The sequence below is a fragment of the Parafrankia sp. EUN1f genome (assembly GCF_000177675.1).
In the GTDB taxonomy this organism is placed as follows: Bacteria; Actinomycetota; Actinomycetes; order Frankiales; family Frankiaceae; genus Parafrankia.
In genome coordinates this window covers 49,885-70,121 of sequence record NZ_ADGX01000022.1, presented here as the reverse complement: position 1 = coordinate 70,121, position 20,237 = coordinate 49,885, and the positions used below count along the sequence as shown (strand labels likewise).

Genomic DNA, 20,237 nt, shown 5'->3' with positions numbered 1-20,237 from the left:
TTGATGCTGCCAGAGCGTCCGGCGCGGGGGCTCGGCCGAGCCAGGTCAGCGCAACGAGGGGGCCAGGCCGGAGGGCGTGGGCAGGTCACAGGCCGGTTCCGCGGAACCGGCGGTGAGGCGGAGCGGGATCACGCCTGCCCAATAGCCCAGGTCGAGGTCGGCCTCGTCGTCGTTCGGTGGCCCGGTGCGGGCCTTGAGCGCGACGTCCGTCGATTCGGCGTCCAGGTCGAGGGCGAGCACGGCGGTCGCCGCCAGCTCCTTCGAGGTGGGCGGGCGGCACTGGGTCGAACGGGCGACCGCCACCCGGTCGACGAGTGCGGCCAGCGCCCGTTCCTTCGCCGCGGGGTCGAGAACGTACTCGGCGTTCCCGTGGATGATGACGGAACGGTAGTTGAGCGAATGGTGGAAGGCCGACCTCGCGAGGACCAGGCCGTCGAGCAGCGAGACCGTCACGCACACGGGCAGCGGTTCCGGCCGCGCAGCGGTGAGCAGGCGGGCCGCGGTCGAACCGTGGACATACAGTGTTTCGCCGATCCGCGCGTGGAGGGTCGGCAGCACGTGCGGTCGGCCCTCGACGGTGAAACCGACGTGGCAGGTCAGCGCCTCGTCGAGCACGGCGTGTACCGCGGCGCGGTCTCTGGTCACCCGCTGGGCGCTCCGTGAGGGTGTCAGCATGGGGGGATTCTGTCCCGCCACCCGAGCCCGTGACGACTGCTTTTCCTGCCGACCGCACGAACGCCGCGGTGCCGCGGTGCCGCACTGCTGCGGCACCGCGGCGTGCCGGCGTGCCGGCGCTGAAGCTGCCTTGGTCGGTCCGGCCTACCTGACGATGACCCGGGCGCGGGCGATGTTCTGAACGAGCGTGTAGGGCGCCGCCGCATCGCCGTTGCGTTCGGATGTCACCCGCACGACCGCAAAATACGTCCCGGGCCTGGTGAAGGTGTGGCTGATGGACGTCTGGACGGAACTGTCGGGCTTGTTGATTTTGGACTGGTCCGGGAATGTGCCTCTTCCGTCGAAGTCCCATTCGATGCTGACGATCTTCCCGCTGCCGGGCGGTGCCTGGGTGGAGACGGCGAGGGTGACGGCCTCATCCGGTCTCGCGTCGGCACGCACCGCCGCCGGCCTGATCTCCCGGGTGCCGACCTTGCTGATGGTCAGGTTGACGACGGGCTGTACTCCCTTCCGCTGCTCGGCGGTGGGTGCGAGGTTCACCTGAGAGTCGCCGTCGACGGTGTACGTGCTGCTGGCGGGCGGTGCGGTGCCCTGGGTGACCCAGGCGTCCAGGTCGAGCAGGGCCTGCTGGGCCTCGCCGCCGTAGCTGACGGCATGCGTCTCGGCGGCGTCGTCGCGCGGTGAGCCGTGCACCGCGTTGTCCATGTACCACAGGCGGTAGCTGTCGTTCAGCCCTGAGCCGAGGGTGGTCTGTGCCTGGGTGCGGTACCAGTCCGCGGGCCAGGGGAACGCCTCGACGTCCAGCAGCGAGGCGAGCATGATCATTTTTCCGTGGAACTTCCCGGTCGGCACGGCCCCGCTCGCCGCCTGGGCGAAGGTCGGCCCGGCGAGGATCGGCCGCTGCGGATACAGCGGCGCGCCGTCCGAGCCGCGGAACTGGTTCCAGCCGTACATGTCCGCCGAGGGAACCTGATAGCGCTGGTAGTACTGCAGCGCGAGCAGCCACGAGTTGTCGAGGCGCACGTGGTCGCCGGGACGGATCGCGCCGATCGCGGCAGCCGTGGCGGCGTCCGCATCCTTGCGGAAGGTGACCTCGGTGCCTTTAGAGCCCGCGGCGATGACGGACTTGCCGGTCGCGGCGCCGCTGGTGACGACGATGTCCGCGCCGGTCAGGTCACCGGTCGGCACCCCGGACAGCCGCAGCCCCGTCGGAGGGCTCCCGACCAGCTCCGTCACCTCGGCGTCGTACTGGAAGCGGGCGGTGCCGGCCGAGGACGCCGGATCGGTTCCCGCGTAGCCGGGCTTGCTCCAGAAGTCGTCGACGTAGGTCGGGTCGAGGATGCGGACCCCACCGGCCACCGCGTAGAAGGCGCCGCCGTCCATCTCGGCGTGGTCCCACCAGCCGCGCGGGGAGAACCCGAGGCGGGTGGCCTCCCTGAGCACCGCCCGCTGTTCGGTGTTCAGCCCGGCGTAGGGATCGCCGCTGCCGCCGGGCTCCATCGCGTCCACGATCTGGGGGAGCTTGTCACGAAGCACCCGCAGCGCCAGCAGTTGCGTGGTCATGCTGCTCGGAATCGCGTTCGGGGTGCCTGGGACGATGGGCACGCCGCCATCCCACACGCCTTCGGTGTTCTCCAGGGCGCCGATGGTCTGGTAGGCGCCGCCGCTGGCGCCGTAGATGTAGCCGCGGGGCCTGGCGGAGTCGGCGTACACCTGGGCGGCGACGGTGCGCGAGAGGTTCGCGGCGGCCGCGTTCGCGCGGTAGCCGCCCAGCTCGCCGGCCTTCGGCAGGCCGCCGGCGTTGTTGGTGCGGACCAGGTAGGCGCCGTTCGAGAGGGCGAACGCGATCGTGGCCGGCCCCGCGTCGTCCGTGGTCAGGGTCGGGTAGGTGTACTGGAAGAACCGCCCGGCGTAGCGCTCCGGGAAGTAGAAGGCGAAGGTCGCCTCGGTCCCGCTGAAGCCTCCGTGCACGTAGCGGAAGTCGACCTTGACCTTGGTCTCCGGGTCGGTGACCGAGCGGCGCTCGTCCTTGTCGACGTAGGGCTGGTTCAGCTTCGGGTCGACGCAGGAGCCGGTGACCACGGGCGTGCCGTCATCCCTGGTCCGGCACGGCTGGCCGGGTAGCGGCGTCGAGATCTGTAAGGGACGCCCGACGTTGCTCTTCCACGACGCGGTCGCCGCGGGTGTGGCGTCGGCGTCGGGCTTTCCGTCCGATGTGCAGGCGGCGGTGAGCAGGCCCGCTGCGAGCGCGACCGCGACGAGCCGGATCGTCCGGCCGTGAGGCGTGGGCTTTCTGAATGACCTCATCACAGGGCTTCCTTCACTTCCTTCACTTCCTCGCCACCGATCGTCGATCTTGATCGTTATGAAAACTGAGCGAACCATAAAGATGAGTCGCCAGCAAGGAGAAGCAAAGGTACAAAACAAACTTTTCGGGCGAGGATAGGCCCCGGGACCTTCATGTCAGATCAGAGTTGGGATGGGCGATGCTCGGTACATGGCATCGACGTCCAGCCGCTCGCGCGGCCGCTACGCCCGGACGGCCGGGCGCCGACGAGAGATCGCCGCGGCGGTCCTCGACCTCGTCATGGAGAAGGGGCACGCCCAGGTGACGATCGCCGAGGTGGCCAGGCGCGTCGCCGCCAGCGAGGCCACGGTCCTGTACCACTACCCGAGCAAAGATCATCTGCTGGTGGCCGCGCTGGAGCGGGACGACGAGGTGGCCGTGGCCCAGGCCGAACAGGACGGCGTGCCGCCCGGGGCCGGCCTGCCCGGGCTCGACCTCGACACGCTCGCCGCACACGTGCGGGGCGCTGCCGGTCGCGAGCCCGTGTTGCGGCTACGGGCCGTTCTCTCCGGCCTCGCCGCGATCCCGGGCCACCCCGCGGAGGCCTACTTCGCCCAGCATTACCGGGTGGCCGTCGAGACGTACGCCCGGCTGGTCGCGGACCGCCAGCGCGGCGGGCAGGCCCACCCGAGCCTCGACCCGGTCGAGGTCGCTCGACAGTTCGTGGCGACCTGGGAGGGTCTGCAGGCCCAGTGGCTCATCACCCCGGATTTCGATCTGGGGGCGACCCTCGTCAGCGCGTTGCGCAGGCTCTCCGGCCAGAACTGGATGGAGGCGACCCGTGCGGTGCTGGAGCCGCCGACCGGTATCTGAACGTGCCCCAGCCTGGGGCTGGGGCTGGGGCGGGGCGGGCCGAGGCCTGGCCGGATCAGGCGGTGCCGCGCAGCTCCAGGGTGCAGCATTTCGGGCCGCCGCCGGCCTTCTGCAGCTCGGACATGTCCACGCCGATCGGTTCGAAGCCGCGTTCGCGCAGCTGTGCGATCACCCCGGTGGCGCCGTGGGGGAGCACGACGTGACGACCGTCCGAGACGGCGTTGAGGCCGAACGCCTCGGCGTCGTCGGCGGAGGCGGTGATGGCGTCCGGGTAGAGCTCCTGCAGCCGGCGGATGCTGTCGGCGCTGAAGGCCTGCGGGTTGTACATGATCAGGTCGTCGTCGAGGACGGCGAGGGCGGTGTCCAGGTGGTAGTAGCGCGGGTCGGTCAGGGTGAGGCCGACCGTCGGCAGACCGAGGAACTCCTGGATCTCCGTGTGGGCTTCGGGGGTCGTCCGGAAGCCGGAACCGGCCAGGATGTGGGCCCCGGCGGTCAGGCAGTCGCCCTCGCCCTCGTTCGTCCACTGTGCCTGGCGGACCACGCTGAACCCGTGGTCGGTGAACCAGCCGCGGAACACGTCGGATTCGGGGCGCCGCTGCGGATGGCGGAACCGCGCGACGAGGACCCGCCCGTCGACGACGGTCGCGCCGTTGGCGGAGAACACCATGTCGGGCAGGCCGGGGCGGGGTTCGAGGACGTCCACCCGGTGCCCGAGCTCGAGATACAGGTCGCGCAGCGTGGACCACTGCTCGAGCGCGACCTTGGGGTAGGTCGGCAGCTCCGGGTGCATCCAGGGGTTGATCGAGTACTCGACGTCGAAGTACGTCGGCTCGACCATGAGGTAGTGGCGGCTGGTGGCGGTCCGCTGCATAGGCCCTCCTGGAGCGCCTCGGGTGCGGGTGTCCCTGTCCCCGTCCATTCTTACGGGCGTGGCGCGTGTTCCCTGGTGCGACCACCGCGAGTCGGGTGACAGGCCGCATTTCGCGCGAGCGCCTGCGCCGGTCGCGCGAGCGCCTGCGCCGGTCGGGAGAAGTGACACCAGTGTCTGAAGCGAGGCTCGGGCGCTGACGGGACCGGCTCGCCGGGACCGCGGTCACCGCCACGGATCAGCCCCCCGAGGTCCGCCGCCCCGTCCCACCCGCGCCGTGTCTGGATCCGTGCCGGATCCGCGCTGCGTCTGGTGGAGGCCGACGATGCGGGCGGGGGCTTGCGGAGCCAGTACCTCCGGTGGAGTCAACAGGCGTTCCGTGGAAGGCCACGAGGAGCCCTATAGGCACGCGAACGCGACAGCCGAACCTGCCACGAAAACCAGCCATGAGTGTCAGATTTCCAACGGAACCCGGGGCTGTGCCCAGGCGTCATCCGGCGGGGTCGACGGGCGCCCGGCGGTGGCGCCACAGGGCCGGCGCGGCGACCCCGATGGCCGTGAAGGCGGACGTCCAGGCGAGGTGGCGCAGGTCCGTCCAGGAGAACCGCTCTGAGAGCAGTTTCGCCAGCAGCAGCTCGATGGCGCCGACCGCGAGGGTGGTGATCATCCACCACAGGACCGCCGCACCGATCTCGCGGGAGACGCTGCGTTCCCGGGCTGGCTGCACCGATCGGATGAGAACGCCGCGGGCGGTGTATTCCGCCGTCCGGCGGGCCCGCCGCCGGCGCGCTGGCCGTCCGTGCCCACCGGCCACCCACTGGACGTAGGTCCGTCGCAGCTCGTCGCTCTGCTGTGACCACTGATCCCAGGCGTCGGGGGCACGCCGCAGCGCGTCGGTGAGCTCGACCGGGAGCTCTGGGCCCGCGTCGTCTCCAGCCATCCGGGCATTGTCGTGGTGTGCGGGCGCCTCGGATGGCTGAATGCGTAAAAGATCGCATACCGGACGTACGCGGGCTTCACGCCTGACACCGAAAGCCTGCGCATGTGTTCCGTAGATACGGGAAAAAGGCTATAGTTGATCCGCAAATTATGTTTGCAGGCTTCTGTGTTGGCGTGACTGCGGCTCCATCGGGTGGGAGTGGAGGGCGACACCATCACGACCGCCCAGACCGCGTCGGGCAGACAGCGGCGATCGCCGGCCGAGAAGGCTGTTCTCGGGCTGTTGATCGGGTGCGTGCTGTTCGCCTCGTCCGCCTACGGGGTCCTGCTGCTCATCGGGCCCTACCGCGTTCGTCTTCGTCGGCTCGAGTCCGGTGTTCTACTGCGTGGCCTCTCTCGCGCTGGGCTGCACCTACGGCCTGGGGCTGCCGGCCTTCCAGGCGCGGGCGGTGAACCTCGCCGGGCCCGCCGAACGAGCCCGGATGCTGCCGATGGCGGGCCTGCTGTTCGAGGTGGCGATCCTGGTCTTCCCGCTGGTCGCCGGGGCCGTCGTCGGCTCGGCCGGGTACCGCGGGCTGTTCGCTCTGCTCATCGGCATCACGGCAGCCGTCACCGCGCTCGGCCAGATCCGCGGCCGCCGCGCAGAACCCGTGGCGGCGCCGCCGCTGCAGTCCGTCCCGGCTGCCGCGGTGGCGGATGGCGGTTCCGCGGAACCGGCCTGAACACGGCGGTTCCGCGGTTCCGCGGAACCGCCCCGAACCTGAACCCGAACCCGAACCCGCCCGAGCCGCGCCCCGCGATCGTCTGGAGGGCTGGATGTACTTCTCCACCACCTACGCCGAGGCCCGCGGGCCGACTGGGAGGGTCCCGCGCACGCCGCGGCCGACGAGCGCATCTTCGCGCACCTCGCCGCGGCGGGGGAGCGTGCCACCCAGCTCGCGATCACAGCCGGTCAGTACCACCACCCCGACGGCCTGTTCTACGGCGGCGCCGAGCCCTGCTGGTCGAACACGACCTGGCGATCGATCATCCGCGAGCACCTGACGGGCTACGACCGGATCGCCTACCTCGACCTGCACACCGGTCTGGGGGCGCGCGGTGCCGCGGAGCCGATCTTCCGCGGCGGCGAGGACCCGGCCGCGTTCGACCGGGCTCGCGCCTGGTACGAGCCGGCGCTGACGGACTCCGACGATGGGACGTCCAGCTCGACGCGCATCGGCGGGAACTCCGCGCGGGCACTGATGGACGAGCTGCCCGGCACCGAGCTGACCGCGATCACCCTGGAGTTCGGCACCCAGGACGCGATCACGGTCCTGCGGGCGCTGCAGGCCGACAACTGGCTCTGGCTGCACCGCGCCGAGGCGGCCGAGGAACAGGTCGCGCGCGTGGCCGGGCTTGTCCGGGCGGCGTTCGACCCGCCGGAGGAGACCTGGCGCGCCGAGATCCTCGACCGCGGCCTGGCCGGGATCACGGCCGCCGTAACCGGTCTGGCCGCGGGATAGCGGCCTCCGACCGGTCATCCTCCGGCCTGGTCGTCAGCCGTGCTCCTCCGCGTCGAGAGCGGAGTCCAGGCTCGACCACGTCAGGCTACCGACCACGCCGTCGGCGGCCAGGGCCTTCTCCTGCTGGTAGTGCAGCACGACCTGATGGGTCACCGGCCCGAAATCGCCGTCCGGATTCAGCCACTCCGGGGTCCCCTCCTGGCGCTTCAACGCCCTGTTCAGGGCGCGCTGGAGCGTCTGTACCGGAGCGCTCCGGTCGGGGAAGCCGGTACTGCGGTGCGGATCCCGGGCGTCCTGGCGCAGCACCGGGTACCCGTGAAAACGATTGGCCGGCTGCGCGCGGGTCGGATACCACTCGTTGTAGTCGACCCCTCCGGTGGCCCGCCCGATGCCCGAGACCGAGCCCGTGGACGTGTACTGCCATGCCACCAACGTCTGTTTGTCCCAACCATGCGGGAGCAGGCTGTCTCGCCAGGTGTCGGTGTAGGAGGCGAGCCAGAGAGGTGTGCCGAAAGGCTTCACCCCTCCCTCCTGGAGATAGTATATTCCTGAATAAAGCCACTTCTCGCCTGGCACCCTGTCGAGGAAGTCGCGGGCCAGGGCGCCGCGGCGAGCGGCCGGGAGCGACGCCTTTTCCAGGTCGAGCACCAGGATGTCGTCGTTGCGGTAGTTCCGGTTCACCACGTTCAGGAAGTGTGTTGCCTGGTCCGCGCTGTCCCGTATGGAGGCGAAGTGGTAGTGGCCGACGCGTAGCCCGGCACGGCGGGCGTCCTTGACCCACCCCTCCCATCTTTCGTTGACGTAGGTCGCCCCCTCGGTCGCCTTTATTATGATCAGGTTGTGGCCGGCGTTCTTGTAAACGTCTGCGTTGAAGAAGGTGTTGTGCACTGAGATATCGGAGAAGTGCAGCATGTCTCCCCCCGGAGTCCGTGCCGTTCCGATCCGTGGCCTGGTGTCCGAAAACGCGGACCAAAGCGCGTGTACTCTGCCTGATGCCCGCGAGGAGCGGACCTGAAGCACGGCGGGTTCTTCGCGGTGGACCCGCCATGTGGATCCGTGCTGCGGCTCTGTTTCGGGAATGTCCCCGATGTCAGGACAGGAGCTGGCGGATGTCGTCGGCGTCCAGCGCCGTGTCGACGAACTCGCCACTGTCCATCACGCCGGAGAACAGCTCGGCCTTGCGTGCCTTCAGCGCCATCACCTTCTCCTCGATGGTGTCCCTGGCGACGAGCCGGTACACCATGACATTGCGGGACTGGCCGATGCGGTGTGTACGGTCCACCGCCTGCGCCTCGGTCGCCGGGTTCCACCAGGGATCGAGCAGGAAGCAGTAGTCCGCCTCGGTCAGGTTCAGCCCGGATCCGCCCGCCTTGAGACTGATGAGGAAGACCGGCGCGGAACCTTCCTTGAACCGCCGCAGGACCCCGGCACGGTCGCGGGTCGAGCCGTCGAGATAGCAGTGTTCGATGCCGGCGGCGGTGAGTGTCTCCCGGACCCTGCCGAGGAACCGGGTGAACTGGCTGAAGACGAGGGCCCGGTGCCCGCCGTCGGCGACGTCCCGCAGCTGCTCGAGCAGGACGTCGATCTTCGCGCTGGGCGTGTCGTCGTGCTCGTCGTCCACAAGGCCGGCGTGCAGGCTGAGCTGCCGCAGCGCCGTGAGCGACCGCAGGATGGTGAACCGGTTGCGGTTCAGGTCGCCGATGAGGCCCAGGATCTTCTGCCGTTCACGCTGCAGATGGGTCTGGTAGATCCGCCGGTGCCGCGTGTGCAGCTCGACCTCCAGGATCTGCTCCTGCTTGGCGGGAAGCTCCGGCGCGACCTGTTCCTTGGTGCGCCGCAGCATCAGCGGTCGGATCCGGCGCCGCAGCTGCGCCAGACGCTCGGCGTCACCCTGCTTCTCGATCCGGCGGGCGTAGTAGGCGTCGAACCGGCCGCGGTTCGGGAAAAGCCCCGGCGCGGTGATCGACAACAGCGACCACAGCTCCATCACATTGTTCTCCAGCGGCGTTCCGGTGACCGCCAGCTTGAACGGCGCGGGCAGCAGCCGCGCACACTGGTACGCCTTCGACTGGTGGTTCTTGACGGTCTGCGCCTCGTCGAGAACCAGGCCGGCCCAGGAGACAGCTGAATACGCCTCGATATCGAGGCGGAAAAGCGTGTAGGACGTCACGACCACATCGGCGCCCGCGATGATCTCGGGGAGGCTCTCGCCGCGGCGACGCAGCGTGTCGGTGACGGCCGCCACCCGCAGCGACGGCGCGAACCGGGCGGCCTCCGCGGCCCAGTTCGCCACCACGCTCGTCGGCGCGACGATGAGGAACGGCGGCTGCCCCGGGTCGGTCTCGCGGGCGTGGCAGATCAGCGCCAGTGACTGCACCGTCTTGCCGAGCCCCATGTCGTCGGCGAGGATGCCGCCGAGCTGGCATCCCCACAGGAAGGTCAGCCAGCGGAACCCGTCCGCCTGGTAGGGCCGCAGCGTGGCCTGGAGAGTCTCCGGCGGCTCCTTGGCACCGGCGGCGTCGAGTGCCAGCAGGCCCGACACCTGCCGGCGCCACGCCTCCGCCTGGCGCACGACCACGCCGATGCCGGTGAGCTCCTCCCACAGCCCGGCCTGGAAGCGGCTGATGCGCAGCTCCCCGCCGGAGCCGGAGCCGGAGCCGGAGCCGGAACCAGCGCCGGCGCCGGGGGCGTCCCGCAGCGCCTTCGCCTCCTCGACCAGGGTGCGCAGCGCGCGCAGGTCCGGCCGGTCCAGGCTGAGGTAGGCCCCGTCGTCGAGCAGCAGGTGGGACTCCTGCCGGCTCAGCGCCGCCAGCAGCGCCGCGAACGGGATCTCGCGCCCGGCCAGCGTGACGGCGACACCGAGGTCGAACCAGTCCGTCTCACCCGGGACGTCGTCCGTCGACACCTCGATCCGCAGCAGCTCCCCGGCTTCGCGGTAGTCCGCGGGACGCCCACCGACCTCGACGGTGAGACCGTCGACCTCGGTGAGCAGCGGGAGCAGCCCGGTGGCGAACCGCATCGTCTCGACACCAGCGAGGCGCACCGGATCGGACGAGACGTACTCGGCGTCCGGCGGCCAGGGCACATCGCCACCCCCGCCCGGTGACAGCAGCGTGGTGGACCCCGGTGGCAGCCGCAGCCCGGCGAGAATCTCGGCCTCGGCCACCTCGTCACGGAACCCGCCCGTGGCGGTGGTGGTGGTGGTGGTGGCGCTGTCGCTGAGCAGCGGTGTGCGCTGCCGGGCGCCGCCGACCATGTAGGCCCACTCCCAGGCGATCTCGACGGCGTGGCCCGGGCCGAAATCCGCCCGCATCACCAGCTCCGGAGGTGTGATCACCGGCGGCTCGAACGAACCGTCGCTGGAGATGATCCGGGCCACCCGGCGCAGCCGCGGGTAGAACTCGTCGACGAATCGCGGCCGCTCGGCGGCCGGAATCCGCAGAACCTCGGTCGCCATCGTCAGCTGGATCAGCGCGGCGGAGGCCGGCACGCTCAGCCGGACGAGCCGCAGGTGCCAGTCCTCAGGACGATCCGTGGCCGCGATCTCCGCCCCGTCGATACCCACGACGCCGTGATCGCCGATAAACGCGATCGTCGCCACCGCAAACGCCGCATCCGCGTCAGCGTCCGCGTCGACGTCGGTCAGGCACAGCAGGGGAGCGACGGTGAGCTCCGCGGCTCCCGCTCCGGCTCCGGCACCGGCTTCGGTATCGCCTTCGCTTTCGGCATCGGCTGAGGTCACGTCCAGGCACAGCTCCGCGGAACCGTACCGCTCGATGTCGCCGAGCCGCCGGTTCCCGTGCACCAGCCGGACCCCGGCCGCGGCGGCCTCGTCGAGCAGCGGCCACAACCGCGGACTCGTGAAGGCGCCGAGGTCGAGGTATTTCACGTCGCCGTACACATAGGCGCCGTACCCCGTCTCCTCCTGCCCGGAAAGGTAGACGGCGTACATCTCCCGCAGAATTCGCAGGTGCGCCGGGAGATAGCCGTCGCGCTGGTAGACGCCGTACGGAGAGTTCAGCTTCGACCACGGGAGCGCGTTGATCCAGCCGGTCTTCCCCGCCTTCACCAGTCGCGCCCGCACACCCACTGACGGCTCGCCGCCGCGATCAGCCCCGTGACCTGCGGCGCCCCTTGCACCACTGCGCCGACGGGCCCGCCCGCCACGGCTCGACCGCGCCGCCGGCACTCCGGCGGACTCGGCGGAGAGCGTCAGCTCGATGGCGAGCGGCGTCGTTCCGTGCGGCTCGTCCGTGGCCGACCGTTCGCCGATCAGGGCCGACATCGAGGACGCCCAGTCCCGTGCATCGGTGGCGCCAGACCGGCGAGCAGGGGTGCCGCCGGCACCGCCCGAACCGGCATCGGCACCGGAACCGCCGGCGCGGGTGGCCGCCGCCAGCACCAGCGCGACGGCGTGCTTGCAGTCGACGCCGACCGGGCAGGTGCACCGCCCGATGTCGAACCACCACTGCTCTCCGGAGCCGACGCCGGTGAACTGCACGGTGGTCAGGTACCGCTCTCCGTGGCTTCCCGCGACCACGCCGGCCAGGGTGTTTCCCGCCGGACGCCACGATATCTGGAGGACGGCGCCCTGCTGCGCGTACTGCAGCCCACGCCGGTAGGTGGTGTCACCCACGGTGGCCCGCAGGTGACCCCGGTCGACGTTCTGCAACTCCAGGGGCAGCATGCGTACGACGCTAAACCCGTCCCATCCCGGCGCAGATGCCCCCTACCTGCGGAGACCACGCGGGCCGACATCCTGGATCGCGCCGAACATCCACGTCGATCAGCCGCCGAGGCCGTCGGCGCCGGCCATCGGCGCTGGACGTCGGTGCTGGCCGTCGGTGACGCACAGCTGGGAGCCGGGGTGCGGGCGTTCCCACCGGATGACGACTCGTATACCCGGCGGCCAGGCGTGGTAGCCCAACCCGTACGCCGCCGGGAGTGTTAGATCGTCGCCGTTCTCGGTGTTGAGGCGGTTCGCACATGCTCCGAAGGCGCGCTGACCACCGCGCTGTGCGCCCGCCTGGGGTCTGGTGGTTGGCGCGAGGGTACGACTGCCATCGGGTCGGCCGCGTGAATCGGCGCTGGTGGCTGGCTGACTGGAACTCAGAGTCGGTAGAGCTTCCTGGCGTTCTCGCCGAGAATCTTTGCGCGCGCGTCGTGGGACAGGGTTGCCATCTTCGTCTCGACGCTCTGCAACGGATCCGGGTAGAGGCAGGTCGGGTGCGGGAAGTCGGTCTCGAACAGGATCCGGTCCTCGCCGACTGCCTCGATGAGATCTGGCAGCCTGTTTCGGTTGTTCTCGAACCAGAATGTGGCGTAGATGTTGCTGCGGAAGTAGTCCGACGGCATCTTCTTCAGCTGTGCGAGCTCTGCCGGAGCGTTTTCCGCCATCTCGTAGTCGAGCGCTTCGAGAATGAACGGGATCCAGCCCACGCCGCTTTCCACTGACACCGTCTGCAGGTCGGGGTGGCGGTCGAAGATACCGGAAAGAATCAGGTTTGTCACGACCCGCGCGTTACCGATGAAAAGGAGCGTGCCACCGATCGCAAGCTTGGTGTTCGGGCCGTGGGACTCCCACGGGTACTTCCCGTAGAACGTCATGCCGGTGATGCTGGCGCCGATGTGGAAGTGCACTGGCAGCCGCAGTTCGGTGCAGGTCTCCCAGAACGGGTCCCAGGCCCTGTTCGCCAGGTCCGGAGAACCCAGGTCCTGCGGGTCCGAGGTCATGTTGACCCCGCGCGCCCCCAGCGCCGCGACCCGCTTCGCCTCGCTGACACACAGGTCGATGTCCCATGCCGGCATCAGCGGCAGCGGTAGCAGGCGGTTGCCCGACTCGCTCTGGATCTCCGCCATCGCGTCGTTGTAGATCTCGATCGACAGCCGGGTGAGGGAGGCGTCGTCCGCCAGGCCGAGGCCCTGGCCCCCGAGCCCGATGGTGCTCGGGAAGATGATCTGGGCGTCGATGCCGCACTCGTCCAGGACCTGGAGCCGGACCTTCGGGTCGTAGGCGCCGACGTGGATCTCGTCGATCGTCCACTCGAATAAGGCCTTTTCGGCGCTTTCCTTCTTGCCGTCACGGCCGATCACGCCGCCGGCGCTGTAGTTTCCGACAGGCTTTCCGTCGAAGACCCACATCTGTTGCCCGTCGATCGTCTCCACGCGCGGAACCCGGTCGCGGAACTCGGCCGGTGCGCGCTTGGTGAAAAGATCAGCGGGTTCGGACCAGTGGGAGTCGGAGTCGACGATGAAGAGATCACTGTTCGTCATGGTGTCCGATGCTAGCCTTTGACTGAGTGGCGGGCAATGGTGAATGGGTTCTTATGGGCAATTATTTCGTCCGCGGCGAGGTGGTCGGAGGTCATTGCGCTGGACGGTTCCCCGGGCATGCGGGAATCCGTCACCACGGGCGCCGCATAGTGGCGAGAAGGGTGCATTCGGGCGGAATGATCCGCCGGCAGGCTCGTTCTGTTGTTCTTCCGAAGCCCAAAGCCGATTGCGGCCGCGGTAGACGTCTCCCGGCAGCAGCCTCCGTGACCGGTCGCCCGGGGACCCGACTCGGACACGGGACTGGAGGTCCCACGAGCAAGCTGGCTCGTCCTGTCACGGTTCGTCGAAGAACTCCAGGAGGACGGGTGCCGCCAGCACCCACGGGCTGAAAAGGTCGCCTGTGCCCGCGAGTGACGCGGCGACGGCGCGCTCCCAGGCGTCCTCGGGCCAGGGAGGCTCGATCAGGCGGGATCCCTCGATGAGTGAGTGCACTTCCAGCGACGTCCGCTTCGGGTGGTCGTAATCTTTCTCGCCACCGCGGATGATCAGTGTGGGTACCTTGATCTGGTCGAACTCCCAGTCGCTTACCCCGGGGATGGGCTCGTTGGGCTTCGGCACGAACGCGTCCAGCCACCGGTTCATAACTCGTTCGAACTGCTCGCTCCCCAAAGCAAGCAGCCGATCTCTGTTACGTGGATTCGCGGCGATGGCCTCGGCCCAGCCGCCCGCGGCGCCCGATGTCTCCATGACGCCCTCGATGCCCCTGGCTCGCACCGTGCGCAGCTCGTTGATGACGTACACCTGCGCGAGCGACATGGTGCTGAACGTGCCACCGACGATCGACCACAAGGCCAGTTTCCGGACCAGTTGAGGCCACCTCATGGTGAAGATGATCGAGTCCCGTGCGCCGCCGGAACCGCCCGCCGCGATGACCCGCTCCACTCCGAGCGCCCGCAGCATCAGACCGAGGGTCTCGGCCCGCATGTGCGACTCCGAACGCCCATACAACTGCACGTCGGACCTGCCGCAGTTCGGCCGGTCCCACAGCAGGACCCGCTTGCCACCTTCGGCCAGCGCGTTGGCGAGTTCGTGCAGGCCACCCACGTCCTTGCTGAAGCGGCCTCCCGGGGTGAGGACGACGATCTCGCCGTTCTCCGGCCCGACGAACTCATAGACGACGACACCGCCGTTGACCTCGATCTCGAGATCAGGCATGGCCCTCCCTCTGGCATCTCGACGGTTGCCCGCGCGGTGCGGGCCTCAGGGCGACGACTCGCGGGCGTCGCCGGATGACGACAGCTCCCGGCACCCATCGAGGTGATGATCTCAACGGGCGATCTCAATATCTTAATCATATATATTGATCATCTGCAGGACAAGTAAATATCTTTTATTCGTAGGGCGCGGACGAGGCTGCTAGAGTCGACGTCTCATGGGGCAGTCCGAGCAGCAGCTTGCAGCTGACCGCCGCGCGCCGCTCGTCCACGTGCCGAAGGTGGCAGAGCTCGTTGCCGCCGAGGTCCGGCGACGGATCGTGGGTGGCGAGCTCCGCGACGGTGACGAACTCCCTCGCGAGTCGGACATGCAGGACGAGTTCCAGGTGAGCAGGCCCAGCGTGCGTGAGGCACTGCGGATTCTCGAGACCGAAGGCCTCGTTCGCATTCGACGAGGGAAGGTCGGCGGTGGCGTGGTCAGGCGACCCACCGCCGCCAGCGCCGCATATCACCTGGCACTGACCCTCAAGGCTCACAGCGTCACGCACGAGGACCTGGCCACCGCTCGGCTGGCGATCGAGCCGAGCTGCGCCTCGTTGGCGGCCGGCCTGCCCGATCGTCGAGCTGTCGTCGCCGAGCTCACGCGCCTCGTCGACGACAGCGCGACGTGCCCCACGACCTCGGCGTTCACCGAGGCGGCGCAGGCGTTCCACCTTCGACTCACCGAACTGTGCGGCAATACGACCATGACGCTGCTCGCGGGCACGTTGGAGGCGGTCTGGAGCTTCCAGGAGTCCCGGGTCGCCCGAGTCATCCTCGACACCGAGGACCACCCCGACAACATGAAGATGAGACGGCGGGCCATCGCGTCTCACCGGCGCCTCATCGCGGCGATCGCCGCCGGCGACAGTGATCGGGCAAACCGTGAGATGCGCAAGCACATCACCGAGATGCAACAGGAAGTGATCGGAACCTACGGCTCCACAGTGATCGATCTTGCGGAAGCGCCGACAGCAGGTACGCAGCGCCCTCGCGCCGGGTCGGTCGCCCCCACCCGCTCACGCTAGCCAGCGTCGCGGATGCCGGTCGCCCGTGGCGGCCGCCGGAAGGCACTTGTCATGAGGGGGGGTGTGTTCCGATGATCCGGACGGGGCAGAAGGTCGAGGTCGGGTTCGTTGCCGGCGGCGACCTCAAACGAGCCGCCCAGCTTGAGGAACTCGGGGTCGACTCGCTGTGGACGGGGGGCCACATAGCCTCACGTAACCCGTCGCCAGAGGCGATGATGAACCTCGCGCGGCTGTCCGCCGTGACCGACCGGGTGCGACTCGGCACCTCGATCCTGTTGTTGCCGCTCTACCCGCCGGCGATCATCGCGAAGCAGGTGGCGGACCTCGACCGGTCCACCGGAGGCCGGCTCGTCCTCGGGGTCGGGGTCGGGGGCGAGTATCCGCAGGAGTTCCGCGCATGCCAGGTGCCCATACATGAGCGTGGGCGGCGGCTGGACGAGGCGATTCCGCTCCTGCGGCGGTTGTGGACCGCGCAGGAGATCTCCCACGACGGGCCCTTCTACGCGATGCGGGATGTAAAGGTCCACCCCGCACCGGCGCAGTCCGGCGGACCGTCGATCGTCGTCGCCGGCCGCAAGCTGCCGGCGATGCGACGTGCGGCGCTGATCGGCGACGGGTGGATGCCCTACCTGTACTCGCCGCGTCGATACGCCGCGTCAGTCGAGACGATCCGCACCGTCGCGGCTGAGATCGACCGCGATCTGCGCGGGTTCGAGTGGTACGCCTTCGTCTTCGTCAACGTCGACAGCGACGGCCGGCGCGCTCGTGAGGAGGCGGCACGCACCATCGGCGGCAACTACAACCAGGATGTTCATGCCATGATCGACAGCGTGGCCGCGGTGGGAACGCCAGCCGAAGTGATCCGGAAACTGCGGGACTTCGTCGCCGCCGGCGTCCGGCACTTCATCTTCACGCCGGTGCCGGGCACCGGTGACGCCGACGTCATCGTACGGCGGTTGCTCGACGAGGTCCTGCCCGAAGTGCGTGCGGAGCGGCTGCCCAGCCTGTAGCGCAGGCGCGGCGCAGGTCCCGCCAGGCACGAACCGCACGGGCCTCGCGCCAGTCGGGTCGCGTCGTGTCGAGGTCGCCCCGGCCACCGGGAAGGCCGAATTCCAGACGGTCTCGTTCGTCAGCGGCTCCGGCACGCAGACCCACACCTACACCGGTGCGAAGCTCGTCGACCTGATCACCGCGGCCGTGCCGAAGTTCCGCACCGAGGTCAAGAACGACCTGCTGCGCTACGCGGTGCTGGTCAAGGCCAGTGACGGCTACGAGTCGGTCCTGTCCTGGCCCGAGATCACCTCCGGCTTCGGTGGCGTCCAGGCCCTCGTCGCCTCGACCGAGGACGGCGTCTCCCTCGCCGACGTCGGCCCGCGGTTGACTGTGCCCTCCGACACCAAGGGCGGCCGGTACGTCTCGTGGATCACCTCGATCACCCTGGTGCGCGTGGGTTCCTGACCCGCTCCCGCATGCCAGGTCCGCGCGCGGACCTGCGCCGGGCCCGGTGCCGGAACCGGGCCCGGTCCGGAGGTGAGCTGGGCGATTCCCGGGTCGGAACAGCGCGGGAATCCTCGGGGGACTCAGGGGAGCTCCGAGGGCCCCGGATATTCGCCGAACCCGACGACCACCGCTTCCGGAATCGCCGATTCCGGCGCCCGGCCCATGGAAGCCGGAAACCGGGATCCGATTCGGGATGTGCACGCGGCCACGCCGGTCGGGCCACCCGCACGATGGTGTGGATCCGACCAGGTCAGGTGACACCGGCCGCGGCACTTCCGCGCGGACGCAACCGGACCGCAACAGGACCTCGTTACTGTCCCAGACATGACCTTGAGCATCCGTAACCGGCTGACCGGGACCGTGTCCGACATAACCAGTGGCACGGTGATGGGTACCGTTCGCATTGAGCTCCCGAACGGTGAAATCGTCACCTCCGCGGTCACCATGGACGCCATCAAGGAGGTCGGCGTCGGAATCGGCTCCGCCGTCGAGGTGCTCGTGAAGGCGACCGACGTCTCCCTCGCCACCGGTGAGACGTCCGGGCTGACCATCCGCAACCAGCTCAGCGGCACCCTGGTCGGCCTCGACACCGGCGGCGCGATGGCACTCGCCCGCGTCGCCCTCTCGTCCGACGTCGAGCTGACCGCGGCGATCACCCGCGCCTCCGCCGACGACCTGGGCCTCACCCCGGGCACACCGGTCACCGCCCTGATCAAGTCGACGGAGGTCGCCTTCTCCGCGCTCTGAGCCTCGCGGCACAGCTGGCCTCGCGGCACAGCTGGCTGCGCGGCGCGGTACTACATCTTCCGGAAGTCCCAGCTGGTGAGCTTCTCCGGGGTGACCCGCAGCCACGCGTGCCGGCCGTCGTAGTGCATCTTGTCGCCACCGGTGTACTTGCGGGCGTACAGCAGCTCCGGGGTTTCCAGGTCGGGGTCGGGGGCGCCGCTGCGCGGGACGTCCCCGACGCTCTCCACCCGGCCGCGGATCTCCACCCCGCGCAGCTCGGTGAACGCGTCACCGGTGTCGACGACCACCGCCACCCGCGGATCCCGCTCAAGGTCCGTCCAGCGCTGACTCTTCACGACCGAGTTCAGCCACAGCGACGTACCGTCCCAGGCGAACCACAGCGGTGTCAGATGAGGGCCGCTCGGGCTTGAGGTCGCCACGCGGCAGGTCCGCTGCTCGGCGAGGAAGTCGTCGATCTCGGCCTGGCTCATGGCGATCTTGCGGCCTCGGCGCTGCTCTCTCATCGTTGTCCCTTCGTGGGCCGGGTGCCCGCCGTGCGCGACGGTGCCGAACGAACGTATGGCTGGCAGCACGCCCGGCGCACCGCCTTCGCTGGGAATTCGCGCTGGGATTCGCGCTGGGGATTCGCGGGGCGAACCCGCATCGCCCGGCCGGAGGGTCCGCCGTGGTGGTCGCGGTGGCCTACGCGGTGGGCCCGCCGACCGCGTGGCCGAGAGCCACGCCGAGGAACGCGGCGCCGAGACCTGCACTGACGCTCAGCGCGACATTCAGGACGGCCTGGCGGCGGTCGCCGTCCCGAGCCAGCCGCACCGTCTCGTACCCGAACGTGGAGTACGTGGTCAGCGCACCGCACAGCCCCGTGCCGGCGGCGGCCCGGACCGCCGCGGATGCCGGCAGCCCGACCAGGAACCCCAGCAGCAGTGACCCGACGACATTGACGGCCAGGGTGCCCCAGGGCATGACCGAACGGTGCCAGGACTGGACCGCCCGGTTGGTGAGATACCGCAGCGGCGCTCCGAGCGCCGCCCCCAGCGCGACCCACAGAACGGTCACCGCGCACCACCTCCGCTTCCGCTTCCGCCTCCGTCGCAGTCCCGAGCGCCGCCGCCGGCGTCGGCATGGGTGTCGGCGCTCAGACCAGGGCTTAGGTCGGGGCCGACGTCGGCGATGAGGCCAGGGTCGGCGATGAGGCCAGGGTCGGCGATGAGGCCAGGGTCGGCGATGAGGCCAGGGTCGGCGATGAGGCCAGGGTCGGTCGGAGGGTCCCGGCGCAGGGCGCGCTCCGCCAGGGCGGAACCCGCCGCGACGGCGGCGAGCGCGGCGACGACCGACACGGCGAGGAACACCAGCGCCGTGTCGACCGCGCCCGCGTCGACCGACTGCTGCACGTCGACGACGTAGGTGGAGAACGTCGTGTAACCGCCGAGCACACCGACGCCGAGAAATGGCCGGACCAGCCGCCGCCCCGCCCAGACGGTCGCGACCAGTTCCATCAGCACACCGATGAGAAAGCACCCGGAGGTGTTGATCGCCAGTGTCGCGCCGTCGAAGTCGCCCGGCTCGTGCGGGAAGGTCACCGCGAGCCCGTGGCGGGCGAGCGCCCCCAGCGCACCACCGACGGCGATGGCTCCGAGCACCGGCCAGGGGCCGGGCCGCAGCTCCGCCCGTTCGTCAGGATCGGACAGGTCGACATCGGGGTCGACCGGGCGGGGGTGCGACGGCGACGGCACTGACCTGACCACTCCGATCCCACTGAAGACACAGCTCAGACGCAGTTTCGCACCGCGTGGCCGTACACATCGTCGCCTGGTAGGCCCGGCATGCCAGGCACGGGACACCCCGTCACGGTCAGGCATCATCGATCAGCTCACGATGAGTTTCCCGATCCGTGCACGCGGTGCGAGTAGTCAGTGATCCCGAGCCCTGGGCCACCGCCGCCGCTGCTTCCGAGCAAGACCCCTGGCCACCGCCACCGCCGCCGCTGCTGCCGAGCAAGACCCCTGGCCACCGCCACCGCCGCCGCTGCTGCCGAGCAAGAATTGAGGATTCTGGCTGCTGCAGCAACCGAGATCCTCAATTCTTGCGGATCGTCAACCGACTCCGTGGCTCCGTTTGCACCTATTGGTGTGAATTGCTGGCGCTGTGTGGCGGCGCGGGATCCCCGGTGGTACGCCGTGCGGCGGGTGGTGCGGAGTGGACTGGAGCGCCAGGTCGACATCGGAGGCCGGATCCGCGGCTTCTCGGGATTTTGCGTTCGCTCTGGAATGATGAAAATCCGCAGATCCACTAGGC

At 69.5% G+C, this 20,237-nt stretch carries 18 protein-coding genes; 7 read left to right on the top strand and 11 right to left on the bottom strand.

Going from position 1 to position 20,237, the window contains the following annotated elements; all coding sequences use genetic code 11:
- Positions 1-45: 45 nt before the first annotated feature.
- A complete protein-coding gene (locus tag FREUN1FDRAFT_RS09300; RefSeq protein WP_050795792.1) occupies positions 46-675 on the bottom strand; it encodes a pyridoxamine 5'-phosphate oxidase family protein in 630 nt (209 codons plus the stop codon).
- A 144-nt stretch (positions 676-819) separates the two neighbouring features.
- The gene (locus tag FREUN1FDRAFT_RS09295) at positions 820-2,982 is read right to left on the bottom strand and encodes a PKD domain-containing protein (protein ID WP_006539756.1); all 2,163 of its coding nucleotides are present in this window, start codon (positions 2,980-2,982) and stop codon (positions 820-822) included.
- A 190-nt stretch (positions 2,983-3,172) separates the two neighbouring features.
- On the opposite strand from FREUN1FDRAFT_RS09295, the gene FREUN1FDRAFT_RS09290 reads away from it, so the two are divergent.
- Positions 3,173-3,835 (top strand): TetR/AcrR family transcriptional regulator, encoded by a 663-nt coding sequence (locus tag FREUN1FDRAFT_RS09290; RefSeq protein WP_035951046.1) that lies wholly within the window; start codon positions 3,173-3,175, stop codon positions 3,833-3,835.
- Positions 3,836-3,890: 55 nt separating this feature from the next.
- Here the strand turns inward: FREUN1FDRAFT_RS09290 and ddaH are convergent, their stop codons facing one another.
- A complete protein-coding gene (gene ddaH / locus FREUN1FDRAFT_RS09285; RefSeq protein ID WP_006539754.1) occupies positions 3,891-4,706 on the bottom strand; it encodes a dimethylargininase in 816 nt (271 codons plus the stop codon).
- A gap of 487 nt (positions 4,707-5,193) precedes the next feature.
- Positions 5,194-5,643 (bottom strand): YdeI/OmpD-associated family protein, encoded by a 450-nt coding sequence (locus FREUN1FDRAFT_RS09280; RefSeq protein WP_006539753.1) that lies wholly within the window; start codon positions 5,641-5,643, stop codon positions 5,194-5,196.
- A gap of 385 nt (positions 5,644-6,028) precedes the next feature.
- Between FREUN1FDRAFT_RS09280 and FREUN1FDRAFT_RS09275 the strand changes: the two genes are divergently transcribed.
- The gene (locus tag FREUN1FDRAFT_RS09275; protein ID WP_157474538.1) at positions 6,029-6,364 is read left to right on the top strand and encodes a hypothetical protein; all 336 of its coding nucleotides are present in this window, start codon (positions 6,029-6,031) and stop codon (positions 6,362-6,364) included.
- A 90-nt stretch (positions 6,365-6,454) separates the two neighbouring features.
- The gene (locus tag FREUN1FDRAFT_RS41270; RefSeq protein ID WP_083828632.1) at positions 6,455-7,144 is read left to right on the top strand and encodes a DUF2817 domain-containing protein; all 690 of its coding nucleotides are present in this window, start codon (positions 6,455-6,457) and stop codon (positions 7,142-7,144) included.
- Between the two features lie 33 nt (positions 7,145-7,177).
- Here FREUN1FDRAFT_RS41270 and FREUN1FDRAFT_RS09265 read toward each other — a convergent pair whose 3' ends face one another.
- From FREUN1FDRAFT_RS09265 to FREUN1FDRAFT_RS09250, 4 genes are all read right to left on the bottom strand, one after another.
- Complete coding sequence (locus tag FREUN1FDRAFT_RS09265) at positions 7,178-8,056, bottom strand: GH25 family lysozyme (RefSeq protein ID WP_006539750.1); 879 nt, start codon at positions 8,054-8,056, stop codon at positions 7,178-7,180.
- 178 nt (positions 8,057-8,234) lie between these two features.
- Positions 8,235-11,831: a DEAD/DEAH box helicase gene (locus FREUN1FDRAFT_RS09260; protein WP_006539749.1), complete on the bottom strand. Its 3,597-nt coding sequence runs from the start codon at positions 11,829-11,831 to the stop codon at positions 8,235-8,237.
- A gap of 422 nt (positions 11,832-12,253) precedes the next feature.
- Entirely contained in the window at positions 12,254-13,417 is a 1,164-nt protein-coding gene (locus FREUN1FDRAFT_RS09255; RefSeq protein ID WP_006539748.1) for an amidohydrolase family protein, read from the bottom strand.
- Positions 13,418-13,750: 333 nt separating this feature from the next.
- Positions 13,751-14,632 (bottom strand): alpha/beta fold hydrolase, encoded by an 882-nt coding sequence (locus FREUN1FDRAFT_RS09250; RefSeq protein ID WP_006539747.1) that lies wholly within the window; start codon positions 14,630-14,632, stop codon positions 13,751-13,753.
- A gap of 280 nt (positions 14,633-14,912) precedes the next feature.
- On the opposite strand from FREUN1FDRAFT_RS09250, the gene FREUN1FDRAFT_RS09245 reads away from it, so the two are divergent.
- The 4 genes from FREUN1FDRAFT_RS09245 (at position 14,913) to FREUN1FDRAFT_RS09230 (ending at position 17,945) form a co-directional block, all read left to right on the top strand.
- Positions 14,913-15,698 (top strand): FadR/GntR family transcriptional regulator, encoded by a 786-nt coding sequence (locus FREUN1FDRAFT_RS09245; RefSeq protein WP_232295118.1) that lies wholly within the window; start codon positions 14,913-14,915, stop codon positions 15,696-15,698.
- Positions 15,699-15,769: 71 nt separating this feature from the next.
- Positions 15,770-16,708 carry an LLM class flavin-dependent oxidoreductase gene (locus tag FREUN1FDRAFT_RS09240; protein WP_006539745.1) on the top strand — a complete coding sequence of 313 codons (939 nt, stop codon included), beginning with the start codon at positions 15,770-15,772 and terminating at the stop codon, positions 16,706-16,708.
- The gene (locus FREUN1FDRAFT_RS09235; protein WP_006539744.1) at positions 16,683-17,156 is read left to right on the top strand and encodes a hypothetical protein; all 474 of its coding nucleotides are present in this window, start codon (positions 16,683-16,685) and stop codon (positions 17,154-17,156) included. Before FREUN1FDRAFT_RS09240 ends, FREUN1FDRAFT_RS09235 begins: the two co-directional genes overlap by 26 nt.
- Positions 17,157-17,522: 366 nt before the next feature.
- Positions 17,523-17,945, top strand: a complete 423-nt coding sequence (locus FREUN1FDRAFT_RS09230) for a molybdopterin-binding protein (RefSeq protein ID WP_006539743.1) — start codon at positions 17,523-17,525, stop codon at positions 17,943-17,945.
- Positions 17,946-17,995: 50 nt separating this feature from the next.
- Here the strand turns inward: FREUN1FDRAFT_RS09230 and FREUN1FDRAFT_RS09225 are convergent, their stop codons facing one another.
- From FREUN1FDRAFT_RS09225 to FREUN1FDRAFT_RS41265, 3 genes are all read right to left on the bottom strand, one after another.
- The gene (locus FREUN1FDRAFT_RS09225) at positions 17,996-18,448 is read right to left on the bottom strand and encodes a pyridoxamine 5'-phosphate oxidase family protein (protein WP_035951081.1); all 453 of its coding nucleotides are present in this window, start codon (positions 18,446-18,448) and stop codon (positions 17,996-17,998) included.
- Between the two features lie 178 nt (positions 18,449-18,626).
- The gene (gene crcB, locus FREUN1FDRAFT_RS09220; RefSeq protein WP_006539741.1) at positions 18,627-18,998 is read right to left on the bottom strand and encodes a fluoride efflux transporter CrcB; all 372 of its coding nucleotides are present in this window, start codon (positions 18,996-18,998) and stop codon (positions 18,627-18,629) included.
- On the bottom strand, positions 18,995-19,687 hold the full coding sequence (locus FREUN1FDRAFT_RS41265; protein WP_006539740.1) for a CrcB family protein: 693 nt from the start codon (positions 19,685-19,687) through the stop codon (positions 18,995-18,997). Before FREUN1FDRAFT_RS41265 ends, crcB begins: the two co-directional genes overlap by 4 nt.
- Positions 19,688-20,237: the final 550 nt, after the last annotated feature.